Here is a 19,577-nt window from a genome sequence, read left to right as displayed (position 1 = left end):
CAACCGCTTGCCGGACGCGAAGCAACAACGAGGTGGCATGGCAGACGACGCCACGCAAATTGAGGAAGACGAACTTCCCCCCGAGGAGAACTCGGGCGGCGTGGATAAGCTCGCGCCGCAACATGCGCACCGCCATGTTCAACCCGCACCTCGTAAACGGAAGCCTTTCGCGCGATCTTTCTTCGTTTTGAAGGGCCTTCTAACTATCTTCTTGTTCGTAATTGCCATTGCGTTGTTAACGTTGATGGGGCGTAGCGTGGCGCTTCCGAAATGGGCCGTTGACCGCGTTGAGACAAGAGTAAACGCGGACCTCAAGGACGAACGGATTGAGTTGGAGTCCATATCCTTCGGCCTTCGCGACGAGGCCTTTAGACCAACGGTGAATGTCGAGGGCCTTGAGCTTTTCAATAGGAACAATGTGCCAATGCTAGAGCTGCCTATGCTCACAAGCAAGTTGGACACGTCGGAGCTGTTCTTTGGTCGGGTCAAATTGGAAACGATTGAACTGGACGGCGCCAGCCTTGAGCTAACCCGCGACGAGAACGGACAGATCGCCTTGGCCTTTGGGGCACAGATGGGGGACGGGAAAGTCAAAACAGGCTCCATGGCGGAAGTGTTGAAGCAGATTGACGTTTGGTTTGCGGAACCTTGGATGCAAGAGCTGGAAGAAGCGAGCGCCCACGATCTGACTATTCGCTTAACGGACGAGCGAACCAATGATGTGACCGTAGTTGAGAAGGGGCTGCTGAAGCTCACTAACGAGGAAAACGTGATCGCGTTGAATGTGTCATTCAATTTGGATCAACCTAGCGGGACGCCTGCACAATTGTTCTTCTCAGCAGACAAAGCGAAAGGTTCGGAAGGGGCTCGCTTGGTCGGTAAATTTACCGATTTGCGTGCCCGCGATCTGGCAGAGCAAGTCTCCGCTTTGAACTTCCTTAACGTATTGGACGCCCCCGCATCGGGAGCACTGACAGCTGAGATTGACGAGAATGGACAGGTTGCAAGTCTCGCAGGGACGCTCAATCTGGACAAGGGCGTGTTGCGGCCAACGGAGCAGGCCAAGCCGGTTCCGTTCAACTCGGCCAAAAGCTATCTTAGATACCAAGCGGCGACGGGTCGTCTGGTGTTCGACCAAATCTTGCTGGATTCCCCGCAAATGCGCCTAAACGCGACAGGGCATGCTGACCTTTCCAATTTTGTCGCGGGCATTCCTGAAACCCTACTGGGTCAGTTTCGCTTTACGGACGTGCGCCTTGCACCTGAAGGGTTTTTTGAAGCCCCGGTGAGCTTTGCCAATGGGTCTTTGGATTTGCGTTATCAGCCGAAAGAGTTGGCGCTTGATATCGGGCAATTGGTTTTGCGCAATGATGGCGCTGAGTTGGTTGCCAGCGGTGCTGTGGATGTTTTGCCCGAGGGCTGGGCCGTGTCGCTGGATGCAGGGATTGACGAGATCGACCACATCCGGTTGATGGCCTTATGGCCGGAAAATGCGGTGGCAAAAACGAGAAAATGGCTGACCGACAACATTCAAGGCGGGCAGGTTCGGCGTGCACGCGCTGCTATCCGCGCTCTGCCGGACAAACCTATTTCGGCTGCGGTTAGTTTTGATTTCATGGACGCTTCTGTGAAATTTCTGAAGACCTTGCCGCCTGTGCAGAACGCTATGGGGTACGCCTCAATTTCTGGGAATGCCTTTAACCTTAGCCTTCAAAGCGGGCAGGTGATCGCAGGGGATGATGCACCGATGGAAGCTGGCGGATCGGTTATGCAAATTCCCGACATGACTAGTAAACCTGCCGTCGGAATTTTTGATCTGGCGATTACCGGCCCCGCGTCCACCGCGCTATATCTGTTGGACCAAAAGCCGTTCGAATTCTTGTCAAAATCGGGGCTTTCAACTGATATTGCGACAGGAACGGCCAAGATCAGCACCCGATTGACTGTACCTTTGAGATCAAAGGTCGAGATTGAGGATGTCGGCTATGTCGTATCAGCCGAGGTTCGCAAAGTGGTGTCAGACACATTGGTTAAAGGGCGTAAAATTCGATCCGATCTTATGGAGGTTTTAGCCGGAGATGGATCGCTTTCCATTGGCGGTAAAGGGACGATCGATGGCATTCCCATGGATGTTCAATGGTCGCGGAACATTGGAGCTGGAACGGGAAAAAACAGCAAAGTTGAAGGCACGATAGAGCTTTCACCGAAGATGTTGGATGTCTTCAATGTGGGGCTTCCAGACGGGTCGGTCACAGGCAAAGGGCAGGGAAATATAGAAATTAGTCTTGTTCAAGGAGCTGCTCCGGAAGCGAAATTAACTTCGAACTTGCGCGGGGTTGGGTTGAATATCTCTGCGCTAGGATGGTCGAAGCCCAGAGGTTCCAGTGGATCTCTATCGCTAGATCTCACCATGGGGGACACACCTAGGGTTAACAACGTCACGGTTAATGCCAGCGGCTTGGAGGCGACAGGCTCGGTGACATTGAAGCCAAATGGCGGCGGGTTGGACAAGGCTATCTTCACGCCTCTTCGGATTGCTGGAAAACTGAATTCACGCGTTGAGGTCATTGGCCGTGGAGGCAACCGTCAACCTCAGGTGTCCATCAAAGGCGGCACGATTGATATTCGCAAGTTTGGGGTGACGACTGGTGGCAGCAGCGCAGGTGGCCCACCGCTGGAATTTGAACTGGATCGCTTGGTTGTAACGGACACCATTGCCATGGATCAATTTCGAGGGAGCTTTCGAAATGAGAAGGGAATGGATGGGACCTTTAAGGCCAATTTGAACGGTAAGGCGCCGATCACAGGCACGGTAATCCCAACCAACAAAGGGCCAGCGGTTCGCATTTTATCTGACAACGGCGGGAGAGTAATTTCGGCCTCAGGGATATTAGAGAACGTAAATGGCGGGGATATGTCTTTGACCCTGCAACCGAACGGAAAACCCGGCCAGTTTGACGGGGCACTCGAAATCACGAATGCACGGGTGAAGAAAGCGCCAGCTTTGGCTGATCTGTTGTCAGCCTTGAGCGTGATCGGCTTGTTAGAGCAGCTTACCGGCGACGGAATATTATTCACCAAAACGGAAGCGAGATTTCTTCTGGCTCCAAGTGGGGTGACGCTGAGCAGATCCTCTGCGGTTGGCCCCTCGATGGGGATTACAATGGACGGTGTCTTTGACACCAACACGCGGCGAATGGACATGCGCGGTGTGGTCTCGCCGATCTATGCCGTGAACGGTTTGTTCGGAGCCCTGTTTTCGCCGCGCAAAGGTGAGGGCTTGTTTGGCTTCAACTACACGCTTAAAGGCTCCTCAGATGGGCCGCGTGTCGGGGTGAACCCGCTATCCGTGCTTACACCCGGAGTTTTCCGCGAAATTTTCCGGCAACCGCCACCAAAGTTGAAGAACTGAGCCTAAACACATGAAACTAAGTGATTTTGACTTTGATCTGCCCGAGCAGTTGATTGCGACGCGTCCCGCTGTGCCGCGTAGCGCTTCGCGGTTGTTGGTCGCCACCCCCGACAAAATCGACGACAAGGGTGTCACCGATCTGGTGAATTACCTTCGAGCTGGCGACGTTCTGGTCCTGAACGATACGAAGGTTATTCCAGCGCGGTTGTTTGGTCATCGTGAACGAGACGGCAATGTCTCCAAAATGGAAGTGACGCTATTGTCGCCAACCCCTGACGGTCAATGGCGCGCGTTGATCAAGCCGTTGCGCAAGGTGCGGGACGGAGAGGTGATCACATTCGCGGCTGGACTTGAGGCGGAAGTGCTATCCCGCGCCGATGGGCAGGCCGTGTTGGCGTTCAACCACAGCGGTGATGCATTTGATGAGGCCTTGGCGCTGGCTGGGCAGATGCCGTTGCCGCCATATATCGCGGCCAAACGTGCCGCCGATGCGCAAGACAAGACGGATTATCAAACGGTATTTGCCAAAACCACGGGTGCTGTGGCTGCTCCCACGGCCTCTTTGCACTTTGATACCGAGCTTTTGGAGCGGCTGACGGTGCTGGGGGTGGAATTCGCCCATGTTACCTTGCACGTTGGGGCGGGGACGTTTTTGCCGGTGAAGGTCGACGACGTGAAGACACATAAAATGCATGCGGAGTGGGGACAGGTCTCGGGGCAGGCGGCAGAGCAGATTAATGCGGCAAAGGCGCAGGGGCGCAGAGTAATTCCTGTCGGAACCACTGCGCTGCGGCTTATCGAAAGCGCTGCTGCGGTTGCTGGCAAAATCGCGCCTTGGCAGGGGGAGACGGAGATTTTCATCTACCCCGGATTTCATTTCAACATTGCAGATGCGCTGATGACGAATTTCCACCTGCCAAAATCGACGTTGATGATGTTGGTATCAGCACTGATGGGACAGCAACGGGTTCGCGAGATTTACGAGCATGCAATCGAGAACGAATACCGCTTCTTTTCCTACGGAGATTCCTCGCTGCTGCTTCCGTAGTTTTTGACGCGGTTAGACCACTCGTGGTCGTTGTAGGCGATCAATCGCGCCTCATGATGGCTTAACTCGATTCTATTACAATCTTAGAATTGAGATCGGATTCGTTGGATGTTTGAGGTTCTTAAATCGTCTTGGGCTTTGCTGCTGGGGATGGCGCTGCTGATGGTTGGGAATGGCCTTCAGGGGTCATTGATCGGGGTGCGCGGCGGGATTGAAGGGTTCACCACCTTCGAGCTTTCTTTGATAACCTCCGGCTATTTCTTGGGCTTTCTTGGCGGGTCGCGGATGGCCCCCAATTTCATTCAACGTGTCGGCCATGTGCGGGTCTTCGCGGCACTTGCGTCATTCATCTCCGCCGCGTTGATCCTGTATCCTGCGGTGACCAATCCGGTCGCTTGGATGTTCTTGCGAGTCGTGATCGGATTCTGTCTTTCTGGCGTGTATGTCACGGCTGAAAGCTGGTTGAATAACGCCGCATCCAACGAGACCCGAGGCCAGGCGCTATCGCTATATATGATCGTTCAAATGGCAGGGGTTGTCGCCGCGCAAGGGCTGCTCAATGTCGCCGATCCAGCGGGATATATATTGTTCGTGATCCCTTCGGTGTTGGTGTCCATTTCATTTGCGCCGATTTTGTTGTCAGTGACGCCTACGCCAGCATTCGGGAGCACGCGGCAGCTGAGCTTCCGCGATCTTTACAAGATCTCACCCTTGGGGGTGGTCGGAATGCTGATGCTGGGCGGGGTCTTTTCGGCTCAGTTTGGTATGTCAGCCGTTTATGGGACAGAAGCTGGGTTTAGCGTCGCGCAAATTTCTGTCTTCGTATCGTCGATATTTGTTGGTGCGATGGTGTTGCAGTTCCCTATCGGGTGGTTGTCAGACCGGATTGACCGGCGAATGTTGATCCTCGGAGTGTCAGCGGTAGCAACTTTGGCGGCATTGGTGGCTTGGCAGTTTGGGATGAATTTCCCAGTATTGTTAGCCTGTGCATTCGTCATCGGGGGGATGACCAATCCGCTTTACGCTTTGTTGATCGCGTATACGAACGACTATCTTGATGCAGATGATATGGCAGGCGCGTCAGGTGGGTTGCTGTTTATCAACGGTTTGGGGGCAATTGCTGGACCTGTTTTGACAGGGTGGTTGATGACACATTTCGGGGCGCAAGGCTTTTGGTTGATCATCATGGCAACCATGCTAGCGACAACTCTATATGCGGTCTTCCGTATGACAAGGCGTCAATCTGCCTATGCCGATGAAGGGGAATATGAAGCAGTGCCATATGCCGCCGTTGGCCCAGGGTCGACGCCGTTCATCGCCGAGGTTGCCCAAGAGGTTTGGGTTGAGGCCGCGGAGGAAATTGCCGAGTCTTCTGAAGGTGAGGAAGATGAATCCTCTAGTTAGCGAGGGGCTGTAAAAATACTTGCAGTTCGCTCCAAGTTGGGTAACGGTTTGTTAACGCTTGGGGGCGACGGCATAGGAGGGTTTGCCATGTCTACACCTAAGGACGTCCTTAGCTTTTGGCTGGACGAGCAAGGACCAAAAGGTTGGTTTACCGGTGGCGAGGCGCTTGACGCCGAAATTCGCGACCGGTTCGAGCCACTTTGGCAGCAAGCGATGCAAGGCGGCCTGAGGGAATGGCTAACTGACCCAAGTGGCGCGCTGGCCTACATCATTCTAACAGATCAGTTTTCACGAAATATGTTCAGGGGTACGCGGGCCGCTTTCGCGTCCGATCGTTTAGCTTTGTCTGTGGCCAAGTCTGTCATAAGTAAGAAATGGGATCTCAAAATCGACGGCGCCGCACGGCAGTTTATCTACCTTCCATTGATGCACTCTGAAATTCTATCGGATCAAGGGCGCTGTGTGCGGCTTATCCTGACGCGAATGAAGGAATCCGAAAGCAATCTACTGCACGCCAGAGCGCACCGCGAGGTCATCCGGCAGTTTGGACGTTTTCCATATCGCAATGATGCTCTTGACCGCCGCACGACACCGACCGAAAATGCCTACATCCAAGATGGCGGGTACGGGATGACCGTAGAGGCCGTTAAAGCGACTGGTTAAGGACCAATAAAACGTGAAAAATTACTATCGCAGTCGGGTGACCGCTGCATTCGTGGCCTTGTGCGTTCCAACGATAATGCTGGCCGCCCCCAATGACGACATATTGGTAATTGGGGACAGCATGCTTGAGTGGCAAAGTGCCAAGCGAGCCTCGATTCCTCATGTTCTTGCAAAAGAAACCAAACGGAATGTGGAAAATCGTGCGGCCTCTGGTGCCAAGTTGTACCTATCTGGTGCCGAGGGCAACGCGCGTAGCGTCATACCATCGCAATACACCAAAGGTGATTGGAATTGGGTTGTTATAAACGGTGGCGCCAATGATTTATTCGTCAAATGTGGATGCAACAGGTGCGATGCCGTCCTAGACCGGCTGATTAAGAAGGACGGTACCGGGGGCATTTTGGGCGACCTTGTTGACCGCATTCGCAAGGATGGTCCGCGCGTGATGTTGATGGCTTATTATCAAGGCAATCAACGGCCGAACCTGTTTTCACGATGTGAGCGGGTGGTGAAGGAGCTGACACGTCGTCAGCGGGCCTTAGCCGCAAGGCTGGACGGCGTTGATATTGTGCGCTCCAAGTTTGCCATTGATCCTGCAAATCGCAGCCATTTTGCGCTTGATGGCATTCACTTGTCGCGAAAAGGGACACGTAGGGTCGGGGTGCTGCTTGCGCATACTCTGAAAAAACTCGAAGCTAACCGCCGCTAGCTGCTATGCGTCAGGTGCAAGTGGCGTGGGCATAATCTTACGTTGCTTTGCGCCTTTGAAGAAAGTAGTTTAGCGTTAAACTACTTTGAATTTGCCTTGGGAGTGAGAACACATGGCCGCTAAATCTTTCGATCTTATCGTTATCGGCGCGGGGCCGGGGGGCTACGTTGCAGCTATCCGTGGCGCGCAACTGGGCCTGAAGGTTGCCATTGTCGAGCGTGAGCACTTGGGCGGCATTTGCCTCAACTGGGGCTGTATCCCAACGAAAGCGATGCTGCGTTCGTCCGAAGTCTTCCACCTGATGGAACGGGCGAAGGACTTCGGCCTGAAAGCCGACAACATCGGGTACGACCTTGATGCGGTGGTTAAGCGCTCTCGCGGGGTCGCAGGGCAACTATCTGGCGGCATTGGCCATCTGATGAAGAAGAACAAGATCACCACGATCATGGGGGAGGCGACGATCCCTGCGAAGGGCAAAGTATCGGTCAAAACTGACAAGGGCACCGAGGAGCTGACCGCGAAGAACATCGTTCTGGCAACTGGCGCACGTGCCCGCGAATTGCCTGGCCTTGAGGCCGACGGTGATTTGGTGTGGACATACAAACACGCGCTGACACCGACGCGCATGCCAAAGAAGTTGCTGGTCATCGGCTCCGGCGCCATCGGCATTGAGTTCGCCAGCTTCTACAACACACTGGGCTGCGACACGACCGTGGTAGAGGTGATGGACCGTGTGCTTCCTGTTGAAGACGCCGAAATTTCGGCCTTCGCCAAGAAGCAGTTCGTCAAGCAAGGTATGAAGATCATGGAGAAAACCATGGTCAAGAAGCTGGATCGTGGCAAAGGCAAGGTCGTGGCGCATATTGAGGCGAACGGCAAAGTTGAGACGGCTGAGTTTGACACGGTGATCTCGGCCGTTGGCATCGTTGGCAACGTTGAGGGCCTTGGCCTAGAGGCGCTTGGAGTGAAGATCGACCGCACTCACGTGGTGGTGGACGAGTACTGCCGCACCGGCGTCGAGGGTCTGTTCGCGATTGGCGATATCGCGGGCGCACCTTGGCTGGCCCACAAAGCCTCCCACGAGGGGGTCATGGTCGCCGAGCTGATTTCGGGCAAGAAGGATGTGCATCCCGTGCGCCCTGAAAGCATTGCTGGCTGTACTTACTGCCACCCACAAGTGGCCTCCGTCGGGTTTACCGAGGCCAAGGCGAAAGAGGCGGGCTACAAGATCAAAGTTGGCCGCTTCCCGTTCGTTGGCAACGGTAAGGCGATTGCCTTGGGCGAGCCTGAGGGCATGGTGAAGACCATCTTCGACGAAAAAACTGGCGAATTGCTGGGCGCGCACATGGTTGGCGCGGAAGTCACCGAGCTGATCCAAGGCTACGTCGTTGGCCGCGCACTTGAGACCACGGAAGAAGACTTGATGAACACGGTCTTCCCGCACCCGACCTTGTCCGAAATGATGCACGAATCCGTGCTGGACGCCTACGGCCGCGCGATCCACTTCTAAGCTGGTCTGACCTAAAGGGGCCGCTTGCGCGGCGCTATATTCTTGATTGGGCGCGCGGGGAGACCTGCGCGCCTTTTCTGTGCGTGAATGCGGATTGACCTCGCGTGCATTGAGGCGCAGCTATGCGGCATGTCATTTCAAAGAACAAATTGGGGTATGATTTTTGCGCTTTTGGTTGCCGGACTTTTTGCTGCCGCCCAATTTGGAAAACTCACGCTGACCCTGCCAATCCTGCGCGATACCTACCCGGAGGGCGGTGCCTTCGTGCCTGTCTTGATCTCCATTGTCGGGATGATGGGCATAGTCTTAGGCGCGGTGGCGGGGGCTGTTGTTGCAAAGATTGGGGTCACACGTGCGCTGAGCGGGGCATTGCTAATGGGCGGGATCATCTCGCTGCTTGAGGCGGCCTTGCCAAATATATACATCTTTTCAGTTCTTAGGGCACTGGAAGGTGTATCCCACCTCGCGATTGTTGTGGCTGCTCCGACGTTGATGGCAAGCATTTCATCTGATGCCGATCGCCCTGTCGTTATGGGTATCTGGGCCGCATTCTTTGGCATATCCGTTGCGATCACTGCGATGCTGCTGCCTTGGTTATTGTCCCTTGGTGGGCTTTCGGCGGTGTTCATAGGGCATGGGTCAGGGATGTTGGTCGTTGCGGCCATCCTTTATGTGATGCTGCCAAAATCTGACACCACGGAGCCAGCCCCGATTTCATACCTGGCCGAGCACCGCGCGATCTATTCAACGCCGCGCCTGTTGATCCCGGGGGCGGGCTTTGTTTGGTACACAATCACCTATGTGGCATTGCTGGCCGTGTTGCCGGTCGCTTTGGATCTGTCGGTTTGGGCGATCACGGCTCTGCCGCTCGTCAGTATTGTCGGGACACTTATCGCGGGGTTCGTTGGCAAACGGATCGCCCCCGACCGGCTTGTCGGACTTGGGTTCATTGCATCGATATTCATGAGTGGGGTGATCTTCCTTGCCAGCCCTGCGATTTGGCCGCTCTATGGCTTGTTCTTCGTGATGTCCTTTATCCCCGCCGCATCATTCGCTGGGATATCCCATTTCAACGACAGCACCATTGGTCGAGCGCGGGCCACTGGAGGCATTGCGCAACTGGGAAATGTGGGCACAACGCTGGGAACGCCTGTGTTCGTATTGACGTTTGATTACTTCGGTTTGAACGGTGCTCTTGTCATTATGGTGTTGTTTTTCGGGCTAGGGATCTTGCTGACGACTTTGTTGCGAGCGAAGATAAAATAAATTCGTAGATGTTCGCTTAATGTTCTGGTAACGGATTGGTACCTCACCGTCAGACGGCTTATGTGTGACGTAACGCATCTGGGATGGATTAAATGGCCGAGTTGAAAAACATCGAAGTGCGCGGCGCGCGCGAGCATAACCTCAAGGGCATCGACGTGGATATTCCGCGTGATCAGCTGGTGGTTATCACTGGGCTGTCTGGGTCGGGGAAGTCGTCGCTGGCGTTTGACACGATCTATGCTGAGGGGCAGCGTCGATACGTGGAATCCCTTTCCGCCTATGCGCGCCAATTCCTCGACATGATGGAGAAACCGGACGTTGACCATATCTCTGGGCTGTCGCCTGCGATTTCGATTGAGCAGAAGACGACCTCGAAGAACCCGCGCTCCACCGTCGGCACCGTTACCGAGATTTACGACTACATGCGCTTGCTGTTTGCCCGCGTCGGCACGCCCTACAGCCCCGCGACTGGCAAGCCGATCGAGGCGCAGCAGGTTCAAGACATGGTTGACCGGATCATGGCGATGGAGGAGGGGACACGCGGCTACCTTCTGGCCCCGATCATCCGCGACCGGAAGGGTGAGTACCGCAAAGAATTTCAGGAGCTTGCCAAGTCCGGCTTCCAACGGGTGAAGGTCGACGGCGAATTCTACGAGCTGGAGAACGCGCCGACCTTGGACAAGAAATACCGCCACGACATCGACGTGGTTGTGGACCGGATCGTGGTGCGCGAAGGACTGGAGACCCGATTGGCCGACAGCTTGCGCACTGCGCTTGACTTGGCAGACGGGATTGCGATCCTTGAGACCGCGCCAAAAGAGGGCGAGCCGGAGCGCATCACCTTCTCGGAAAAATTCGCCTGCCCAGTGTCGGGCTTCACCATCCCTGAGATCGAGCCACGCTTGTTCTCGTTCAACGCGCCGTTCGGGGCCTGTCCGGACTGCGACGGGCTTGGGGTCGAGCTGTTCTTTGACGAGCGCCTTGTGGTTCCTGACCAAACGTTGAAGCTTTATGACGGGGCGCTGGCTCCTTGGCGCAAAGGTAAAAGTCCGTACTTCCTACAAACCATCGAGGCCATTGCTGCGCATTACGAGTTCGATAAGAACACCCCGTGGAAAGACCTAGACGCCCATGTGAAGCAGGTGTTCCTATATGGCTCTGGCGAGGATGAGATCCCGTTCCGTTATGACGAAGGCGGACGCGTGTACCAAGTGACGCGCAGCTTTGAGGGCGTGATCCCCAACATGGAACGCCGCTACCGCGAAACAGATAGCAACTGGATCCGCGAAGAGTTTGAACGCTACCAGAACAACCGCAAATGTGGTGCATGCGATGGCTTTCGGCTTCGCCCTGAAGCCTTGGCAGTGAAGATTGACGGGCTGCACGCGGGGCAGGTGGTTGAGATGTCGATCAAGGAGGCGTTTGACTGGTGTGAAGCCGTACCTGCTGCCTTGACGAAACAGAAGAATGCGATTGCCCAAGCGATCTTGAAGGAAATCCGCGAGCGTCTTGGATTCTTGAATAACGTCGGCTTGGAGTACCTTACATTGTCACGCAATGCGGGGACGTTGTCGGGCGGGGAAAGCCAGCGCATCCGGCTGGCCTCACAGATCGGGTCCGGCCTGACGGGGGTTCTCTATGTGTTGGATGAGCCGTCGATTGGCCTGCACCAACGCGACAATGACCGGCTTTTGACCACGCTGAAGAACCTGCGCGATCAGGGGAACACCGTGATTGTGGTGGAACACGACGAAGAAGCCATTCGCGAGGCGGATTACGTTTTCGACATTGGACCGGGGGCTGGCGTGCACGGCGGCGAAGTCGTAGCGCATGGCACACCTGCGGAAGTGGCGGCGAGCGGCTCGATTACCGGTGATTACCTGACCGGCGTGCGTGAAATTGCGGTGAACCCGAAGCGGCGCAAAGGCAACAAGAAGAAGCTGACGGTCGTGAAGGCCTCGGGCAACAATCTGCAAAATGTCACGGTGGATTTCCCGTTGGGTAAATTCGTCTGCGTCACGGGGGTGTCAGGCGGGGGCAAGTCAACGTTGACCATTGAGACGCTGTTTAAAACCGCGTCGATGACCTTGAACGGCGCGCGCCAGACGCCGGCCCCTTGTGAGACGATCAAAGGGTTAGAGCACCTTGATAAGGTGATCGACATTGACCAACGGGCGATTGGGCGCACGCCGCGCTCGAACCCTGCGACTTATACGGGGGCCTTCACCCCGATCCGCGATTGGTTCGCGGGCATGCCGGAATCCAAAGCGCGCGGATACAAACCTGGACGCTTTAGCTTTAACGTCAAAGGCGGGCGCTGCGAGGCCTGTCAGGGCGACGGTGTGATCAAGATCGAGATGCACTTCCTGCCGGACGTCTATGTGGAATGCGAAACCTGCAAAGGGGCGCGCTACAACCGCGAAACCCTAGAGGTGAAGTTCAAGGGCAAGTCCATTGCGGACGTGCTGAACATGACCGTGGAAGACGCACAGGAATTCTTCAAGGCGGTGCCCTCCATCCGCGAGAAGATGGACGCGTTGATGCGCGTGGGCTTGGGCTACATCAAGGTTGGCCAGCAGGCGACGACGCTGTCGGGCGGGGAGGCGCAGCGGGTGAAACTGTCTAAGGAGCTGGCGAAACGCTCCACTGGTCGCACGCTATATATCTTGGACGAGCCGACGACTGGCCTGCACTTTGAGGACGTCAAAAAGCTGCTCGAAGTGCTGCACGAATTGGTGGATCAGGGCAACACGGTCGTGGTGATTGAGCACAACCTAGACGTGGTAAAAACCGCCGACCACATTATTGATATCGGCCCAGAGGGCGGCGACGGTGGTGGGACGGTTGTGGCCACTGGCACACCCGAGAAAGTCGCGGAAGTGGAGGGGTCATACACGGGCCACTACCTGAAGCCGATGTTGGAGGCGAAGAAGCCTCTTAAGGGCGGGAAGAAGAAAGTGGCGGCGGAATGAGTTTTGAGATTCTGAACAAACTGGCCTTCGTCGTCACTGCCTTACTTTGTGTAATACTGCTTTTTGCGCCGGGAATTGTCTATTGGTTGTTCGGTGTTGAGGCCAGCGAGACAGCCGACTTTATCGCGCGACGGACGGCAATGCTGTTTGCTGGCCTATCGGTGCTGACGTTCATGACAGTGGACACGGAAAGTGATGAGCTGCGCCAAACCGTATCGCTGTCTATGGCAGTTGCGATGTCCGGTTTGGCGATCTTAGGGATGTTTGAGTTGCTCCGCGGCGTTGCAGGTATAGGCATGTTAGTTGCTGTCGCCGCGGAGTTGTTCTTTGCGTTTTACTACCTAAGGTTTTGGCGTGATTAACCCTGTGAAGGGTTAACCTGCCAAAACCGTTTGGATTTTGGCGCCAGTCTCCAAGGTCTTATGAACAGGGCACTTATCCGCGATCTCTAACATACGTTGGCGTTGCTCATCGGTTAGATCACCTTCTAGGTGGATCTCGCGTTTGAAGCAGTCGATCTTGGACGATCCGCCAGCGTCTTGCGCGTGCATCGCGTTATGGGTCACATCCACCCAAACACGGGTCAGGGGCCACTTCTTGCGGCGTGCGTACATGCGGATCGTCATCGAGGTACAGGCCCCCAAGCCAGAAGCCAGCAACCCATAAGGCGACATGCCACGGTTGGTGCCGCCATAGGCCAAAGGCTCGTCTGCTTGCACGTGATGTTTTGGGCCCGCATTGATGTCTTGCAAGAAGCCGTCAGGATCAGCCTCGACCACGCGAACAACGCCCTCAGGTGCGCCAATCGGTGGTGCTGGTGCGCGCAGGTTCAGGTCTTTTGAGGCCCAGCCCGCAATGACCGTCGCCACGTATTCCGCGTCCTCGGCCCGTGTGATCAGGTGATCGGCGTGGCACAGAGTAACGAAGCTTTTTGGGTGTTGGGCGTGTTGAAAAATCTGCGAAGCATTGTCGATGCTGACGGTTGTGTCCTTAGGCGCGTGGAGGACCAACAGCGATTTGTTCAGGTTGAGGATGGAGGACGATAGGCTTTCCGCCGATACGTCCTCAACAAAATCGCGGCCAATGCGGATGGGGCGTCCACCCAAGATAACTTCGCCCACGCCTTTTTCCTGAATTTCAGGCAATGCGTTGTCGAAGTTATGCGTCACATGTCCCGGATCGAATGGTGCCCCGATCGTGACGACGGCCTTAGCAGAATCAATCATAGGGGCGGCCTTCAAGATCGCGGCCCCGCCCAATGAGTGCCCGATCAGCAGCGTTGGGGCTTTGCCAATCGAGTCTAAATGCTCTGCTGCGAGCAGTAGGTCTTTGACGTTGGACGTGAAGGTCGTGTTCTCAAATTCGCCGTCAGAGTGGCCAAGACCGGTAAAGTCGAAGCGCATGACCGCAATGCCCATACCTGCGAGGCGGGCCGAGATGCGTTTGGCGGCGGCGATATCCTTGGAGCAGGTGAAGCAATGCGCAAAAAGCGCCGTCGCCAAGTGATGGCCGTCCGGCATATCTAGCCGCGCTGCCAATTTCTCGCCAGAGTGGCCAGTAAAATTAATCCGTTCAATGCCCATAATTCACGATCCTGCTGGAATGCTAAGTTTACAGGAATGCGCATCTTGGGCGTGTCAAACAAGGCCTTGGATGTGATTGTCACGGCAAGGTGAGCGGATGTGTCAGCTTTCCCCCATGAGAGCGGTATCAAATGGATATTTCGTGAGATTTTCATATCCGTCCTCAGTGATCAGGACCTGATCTTCGAGTTTTATTGAGAAGTCTCCACCGACCTCCCCAACCAGCACTTCTACACAAATTGCCATGCCAGCCTTCAGTTCGTGATCAAAGGCGCCGTCTACATGTTTGTCGGGGTAAGCCACCAAGGGCCATTCATCACATAGACCGACGCCGTGCATCAGGCAGCCGTATTTTTGATCCTGAAACTTGTCATGCAGTTTGTGTGTATTCGCAGACAGCTCATTGATGGTCACACCGGGGCGCAGCATCTCCATGTTGGTTTGAATATGCTCGACGCTGTGCTTCATCGCCTCAATCATGTCGGGGCGTGGCTTTTGATCTCCGATCCACCACGTTCGCGAGATGTCGCAACAAATGCCGTATGGGCCAACAAGATCCGTATCAAATGCCAAGATTTCGTTGTTCTGCAGAACGCGCGGACCACATTCCTGGAACCACGGATTGGTGCGAGGGCCAGATGACAGCAACCGCGTCTCGATCCATTCGCCGCCGCGCCGGATGTTTTCGGCGTGAAGTACGGCCCAGACGTCATCTTCGGATACGGCTCCCTTTGGGCCATGCTCTCGGGCATATCCCTCCATGACATACATGGCCTCCTCGCAAGAATGACAGGCGGCTCGCATGGCTAAAATCTCATCGGGCCCTTTTACGGACCGTGCGTGTTCGGTCACTTCTTCGCCCTCATGGACCTCAAATCCGCGGGCTTCTAGGGCTTTGAGGCCTGCGACCATGATCTTATCGACCGCAATCCGCTTGTTGCCACCATGCGCACGCATCAGGTCTTCGACCTCTGCGGTGAAGTTTGACGCGGCTTGTTGCACCTTGTCGCCATTGGAGAAGTAGAACATCGACGCGCCGGAACGTTGCTCGCGCACGAGGGAATTGAACTCGGACAGGAAGGGGGAGTTCTTGTAGTCCCACATTACCATATACCCGTCCGCACACAACAAAACGGCGCGAAACGGGTTATGCGTATTCCAAAGCTGCATGTTGGTGCTGTCGGTTGCGTAGCGGATGTTGAGCGGGTCGAACATTAACAACCCACCAAGATCGCGGTCCACGATGTGCTGGGTTAAGCGCTTCCATCTGTACTCGCGCATACGGTCCAGATTGGGAAGTGTCAGGCCTGCGTGCTCCCATTCGTTGTACGCCAGCATGGTTGGGCCGATCTCAACGCGGTTGTTGTCGTTCAGGTTGCCGTCACCTAGATGCGTCCCCTTGGTCGGATCGATCTTTCGCGTGTCGCTGTAATGGTCCATCGTTATACCTCCCGCTATGCTGAAGAGAGTGGGCGCTATTTCAGGGAGTGGCTGGTTTGAAAACGGCATGGATTATGTCGAATTTGAGTGGTTAAAGGCTGTATGATACCTATTCTTCAAACCCATCTGCCCTTCGCCCCCTGGATGGAGCATCGCACCCGACGCCTGCCAGGGGTCGTGCCTATGGCCTATGATGACTGGTTGCAGGTCGATGAGGCTTATACGGGTCAGTTGGCTTATAAGGCTGAATTGCTCGGGGCGCGGCGCGACAAAGTTCTGATGGCGGCCCCGTGCTGCATGGAGCCCGCGCAAGAGCTGCTGTCTGTGGCCATGGAGCATATGCCCGCGATTTTTGAGCGTGGGGATATTGTGGGTTGCCCCGATGGGCGCAGGGTTAAGCCGGATGACAATGCTCCGTTCGAGAGCTTGTCCAAGTTGTTCCAAGAGGACTTCATCATTTTGCAAAAGCAGGGCGATGCGCATGTCATGACGGGCGCGCTTTTGTGCTTTCCGGCGAGCTGGACACTGGCAGATAAGTTTAACAAACCGTTGACGGCTATTCATGATCCCGTGCTGGAATACGACGACATGATCGCGCAGCGTGTGGAGCGGATGTTCTCCATGATCCGCGTCGCGCAACCGTTGACCCGCAGCAACGCCTTGATCTACGCCGACCCAGATTTGCATCATCCGCATCGTGGCTCTGACACGTTGCGCGAGGCGGGGCAGGCGGGCTACATCCGCTCCGAGCGGCAATGCATGTTGCGCTTGCCCCAAACGCAGGCCGTGGTGTTTTCGATTCATACCTATCTACTGCGTGAGGAAGACCTGACGGCGGAGCAAGCCGAAGGGTTATTGTCACATCCGATTACCCAAGAGGAGGCACTGTCATGAGCGAGGTCAAAGCCCAATACGAGGCCTTCCCTTATCCTGAACGTGACCCGAGGGATGAAAAGAAGCGGCTGATCACTGGCTCTCCGTCGCATCCGCTCGAATTGGATCACCATCTGTTTGGCGGGCGCAGGGATTGGTCAAAGGTCACCCGCATTCTGGTGGCCGGTGGCGGAACAGGTGACGCGCTAATTCAACTTGCACAAACGCTCACAAGTGCCCGTAAAAAATACGATATTACCTATATTGACCTCTCGGAAGCGTCACGCGAAGTAGCACAGGCTCGTGCCAAAATGCGCGGTCTGAAAAATATCACCTTCATAACTGGCAGCTTGCTGGACGCAGCGCAGTATGGGCCTTTCGACTACATTGATTGCTGCGGGGTCTTGCATCATCTGCCTGATCCGCAAGAAGGATTTGATGCGCTGGCTGCGGCCTTAAGCCCGACAGGTGGGATCGGGGTGATGGTCTACGCGCCTTATGGCCGCTCGGGGGTGTATCCGTTGCAAGAAGCCTTCGGTGCGTTGACCAAAGGTTTGCCTCCTGCGGAGCAGCTGGCGCAAGCGAAAGCGATTTATAAGGCGCTTCCCGAAAACCACGCCTTTAAGCGCAACCCGCATCTGGTTGATCACGAGCAAAGCGACGCTGGGTTTTATGACCTGCTTCTTCACTCACAGGATCGCCCCTACACGATTGACCAATTGTCAGAGTCATTGGTGGCAGCAGGATTAACGGTTTGTGGGGTTCCACAACCGTACCTGTATGATTTGTCTCGATTCTCTAAGGGCCATGACGAGATCGATACGATTGACGCGATGGCATTGGCAGAAAAACTGGACGGGACGGTCAAAACCCACGTGGTCTATGCGCGACCAACTGGGGCGCCAAGCCCGCGAGCAGGACAAAGCGGGGATTCGGTTCCACATCTTCGAGGCATGTCCGGCATGGCGTTGGCAAAGGCGGTGGCTGCAGGGCGCCAAATACCAGTGACTTTGAATGGTGTGAGGCATAATTTGGAACTGGCAAAGCAATCGGCACCAATATTGGCTGGTATCGATGGGCGCCGCAGCTTGGAGGCGTTGCAGGCTGGGGCAGGGATGGATCCTTTGATGTGGGCCGCGACTTGGCCGAAAACGTCTCGGAAACTAGAACAGTTTGGATTGTTGCTTTATTCGAAACTGTTGGCGTAATGCCCATAGAGTTTCTACTTTGGAAACAATCATCTGGCGTGATGCAGGAAATCGCGGTAATGTTGCCTAAGATTAAATTGCGGGATTGAGCATTCACATGGCGAGCAAACCTAAACCTACGAAGACTACAAAAACCAAGCGTTCAACGACGCGTGCCGCAAGCACGACACCTAAAGCTGCTACGAAGAAGTCGTCGAAGGCCAAGGTGGTCTCGACCAAGTCGACACCAGTTGTTGCCCAAGCGGATGGCGCCGAAGTGGTTGAGTTGAGCAAAAAGGAAATGGTTGAGCGCATGGTTGCCAGCTCTGGCATGAAAAAGGGCGAGGCGCGCCGTGCGTTTGAGGCGACAATGGAAGTTCTGGCTCAGGCGCTGCGCGAGGGGCACAACATGTCGCTTCCACCGTTGGGGAAGATCAAGATCGCGCGCACTAAAGATACGCCGAACGGTAAGATGGTTGTTATGCGGGCCAAGCTGAAAGACCCTGAGTCTTCAACGCCTAAGGAGCCGCTTGCAGAGGCTGCCGAGTAAAGTTAAATCGCCCTTAGCTTGGGCGTTTTTAGCGACAGTTGGCAGATACGCCATTTGATAGATTTAACGCGCCCCGCGACTTTCGCGATGGGCGCGTTTTGCATTTGCGAGGCAAGGTATTGATGACACAACACAGACCAGAGCTCTACGTTCTGCGACATGGCGAGACGGAGTGGAACGCCTCTGGCCGGATGCAAGGCCGGCTGCACTCGCCCCTGACGGCCAAAGGTATTTCACAAGCCCATGAGCAGCGCCGAATCCTTTCTGATGTCGATCTGACTGGGTTCGATGTTATTTCCAGCCCACAGACCCGCGCTATACATACGGCGGTCGAGGTGTTTTCCCAGTCGCGAGCAGAGATTCGGACGGACCCACTTTTGCGCGAAATAGATGCGGGGCTTTGGCAGGGGCGGATTCGTAGCGAATTGCAAATTTCCGGCGACCCAAAGGTGACCGTTGACGGCCCGCTCGCATTTTATGAGCAGGCGGAAGGCGGGGAGGGGTTTCCAGCCCTTAGACAGCGATGCCAGACCTTTCTTGACGCTTTGAGTGGACCAGCGGTCCTTGTGACACACGGGATAACGTCTCGGATGCTGCGCACAGTGGCCTTGGGGTTGCCGTCGGAAGCGATGGTTGATTTGCCCGGCGGACAGGGCGTGGTTTTCCACCTGAAAGACGGTCAGCAGCAAGTTTTGCAATAAATTTGCAAGAACATGAAAAGAGCCGCGTTTTGGGGGTTGCGGATGTCCCCCGATATCCGGTATCTGATCGCCAATCGGGTCGTTAGCTCAGTTGGTAGAGCGCTTCGTTTACACCGAAGATGTCGGGAGTTCGAGCCTCTCACGACCCACCATTCCCCCTGATTGTATACGCTTACCAACACTCCTAGCGTATCGAGGGTATCCCATATTTCTTGTATTCTTGCGGCCTTGCACCGATTACGGGAACATGTGCGTTGCT

15 protein-coding genes and 1 tRNA gene are annotated in these 19,577 nt (G+C 55.3%); 14 read left to right on the top strand and 2 right to left on the bottom strand.

The window, feature by feature from the left end; genetic code table 11:
• Nucleotides 1-37 precede the first annotated feature (37 nt).
• The 9 genes from ABJN86_RS03120 to ABJN86_RS03080 all read left to right on the top strand — a co-directional run bounded on the left by ABJN86_RS03120 (nucleotide 38) and on the right by ABJN86_RS03080 (nucleotide 13,346).
• The gene (locus ABJN86_RS03120; RefSeq protein ID WP_348364074.1) at nucleotides 38-3,412 is read left to right on the top strand and encodes a DUF3971 domain-containing protein; all 3,375 of its coding nucleotides are present in this window, start codon (nucleotides 38-40) and stop codon (nucleotides 3,410-3,412) included.
• A gap of 10 nt (nucleotides 3,413-3,422) precedes the next feature.
• Nucleotides 3,423-4,460 (top strand): tRNA preQ1(34) S-adenosylmethionine ribosyltransferase-isomerase QueA, encoded by a 1,038-nt coding sequence (queA, locus tag ABJN86_RS03115; RefSeq protein ID WP_348364076.1) that lies wholly within the window; start codon nucleotides 3,423-3,425, stop codon nucleotides 4,458-4,460.
• Nucleotides 4,461-4,568: 108 nt separating this feature from the next.
• Nucleotides 4,569-5,864 carry an MFS transporter gene (locus tag ABJN86_RS03110; RefSeq protein WP_348364077.1) on the top strand — a complete coding sequence of 432 codons (1,296 nt, stop codon included), beginning with the start codon at nucleotides 4,569-4,571 and terminating at the stop codon, nucleotides 5,862-5,864.
• 87 nt (nucleotides 5,865-5,951) lie between these two features.
• Complete coding sequence (locus tag ABJN86_RS03105; protein ID WP_348364078.1) at nucleotides 5,952-6,527, top strand: DUF924 family protein; 576 nt, start codon at nucleotides 5,952-5,954, stop codon at nucleotides 6,525-6,527.
• A 13-nt stretch (nucleotides 6,528-6,540) separates the two neighbouring features.
• Nucleotides 6,541-7,236, top strand: coding sequence for an SGNH/GDSL hydrolase family protein (locus tag ABJN86_RS03100; RefSeq protein WP_348364080.1), 696 nt, complete (start codon nucleotides 6,541-6,543; stop codon nucleotides 7,234-7,236).
• 112 nt (nucleotides 7,237-7,348) lie between these two features.
• Nucleotides 7,349-8,746 (top strand): dihydrolipoyl dehydrogenase, encoded by a 1,398-nt coding sequence (gene lpdA, locus ABJN86_RS03095; protein WP_348364082.1) that lies wholly within the window; start codon nucleotides 7,349-7,351, stop codon nucleotides 8,744-8,746.
• Nucleotides 8,747-8,902: 156 nt separating this feature from the next.
• Nucleotides 8,903-10,012, top strand: a complete 1,110-nt coding sequence (locus ABJN86_RS03090; protein ID WP_348364083.1) for an MFS transporter — start codon at nucleotides 8,903-8,905, stop codon at nucleotides 10,010-10,012.
• 92 nt (nucleotides 10,013-10,104) lie between these two features.
• The gene (uvrA, locus tag ABJN86_RS03085; RefSeq protein WP_348364085.1) at nucleotides 10,105-12,984 is read left to right on the top strand and encodes an excinuclease ABC subunit UvrA; all 2,880 of its coding nucleotides are present in this window, start codon (nucleotides 10,105-10,107) and stop codon (nucleotides 12,982-12,984) included.
• Nucleotides 12,981-13,346, top strand: a complete 366-nt coding sequence (locus ABJN86_RS03080; RefSeq protein ID WP_348364087.1) for a hypothetical protein — start codon at nucleotides 12,981-12,983, stop codon at nucleotides 13,344-13,346. Before uvrA ends, ABJN86_RS03080 begins: the two co-directional genes overlap by 4 nt.
• A gap of 12 nt (nucleotides 13,347-13,358) precedes the next feature.
• Here the strand turns inward: ABJN86_RS03080 and ABJN86_RS03075 are convergent, their stop codons facing one another.
• Nucleotides 13,359-14,567, bottom strand: a complete 1,209-nt coding sequence (locus ABJN86_RS03075) for an alpha/beta fold hydrolase (protein WP_348364089.1) — start codon at nucleotides 14,565-14,567, stop codon at nucleotides 13,359-13,361.
• A 102-nt stretch (nucleotides 14,568-14,669) separates the two neighbouring features.
• On the bottom strand, nucleotides 14,670-16,007 hold the full coding sequence (gene dddP, locus ABJN86_RS03070) for a dimethylsulfonioproprionate lyase DddP (protein ID WP_348364091.1): 1,338 nt from the start codon (nucleotides 16,005-16,007) through the stop codon (nucleotides 14,670-14,672).
• A 183-nt stretch (nucleotides 16,008-16,190) separates the two neighbouring features.
• Here dddP and ABJN86_RS03065 point away from each other — a divergent pair, with 183 nt between their 5' ends.
• The 5 genes from ABJN86_RS03065 (at nucleotide 16,191) to ABJN86_RS03045 (ending at nucleotide 19,470) form a co-directional block, all read left to right on the top strand.
• The gene (locus ABJN86_RS03065; protein WP_348364093.1) at nucleotides 16,191-16,901 is read left to right on the top strand and encodes a DUF3445 domain-containing protein; all 711 of its coding nucleotides are present in this window, start codon (nucleotides 16,191-16,193) and stop codon (nucleotides 16,899-16,901) included.
• Nucleotides 16,898-18,088 (top strand): class I SAM-dependent methyltransferase, encoded by a 1,191-nt coding sequence (locus ABJN86_RS03060; protein ID WP_348364094.1) that lies wholly within the window; start codon nucleotides 16,898-16,900, stop codon nucleotides 18,086-18,088. Before ABJN86_RS03065 ends, ABJN86_RS03060 begins: the two co-directional genes overlap by 4 nt.
• 97 nt (nucleotides 18,089-18,185) lie before the next feature.
• The gene (locus ABJN86_RS03055) at nucleotides 18,186-18,617 is read left to right on the top strand and encodes an HU family DNA-binding protein (protein ID WP_348364096.1); all 432 of its coding nucleotides are present in this window, start codon (nucleotides 18,186-18,188) and stop codon (nucleotides 18,615-18,617) included.
• A 122-nt stretch (nucleotides 18,618-18,739) separates the two neighbouring features.
• Complete coding sequence (locus ABJN86_RS03050) at nucleotides 18,740-19,318, top strand: histidine phosphatase family protein (protein WP_348364097.1); 579 nt, start codon at nucleotides 18,740-18,742, stop codon at nucleotides 19,316-19,318.
• A 76-nt stretch (nucleotides 19,319-19,394) separates the two neighbouring features.
• A tRNA-Val gene (locus ABJN86_RS03045) sits at nucleotides 19,395-19,470 on the top strand.
• The last annotated feature ends 107 nt before the right edge of the window (nucleotides 19,471-19,577 follow it).

It is taken from the genome of Litoreibacter sp. (genome assembly GCF_039974535.1).
GTDB lineage: Bacteria > Pseudomonadota > Alphaproteobacteria > Rhodobacterales > Rhodobacteraceae > Litoreibacter.
The sequence above is the reverse complement of the archived record's forward strand: the minus strand, read 5'-3'. Positions and strand labels throughout refer to the sequence as shown.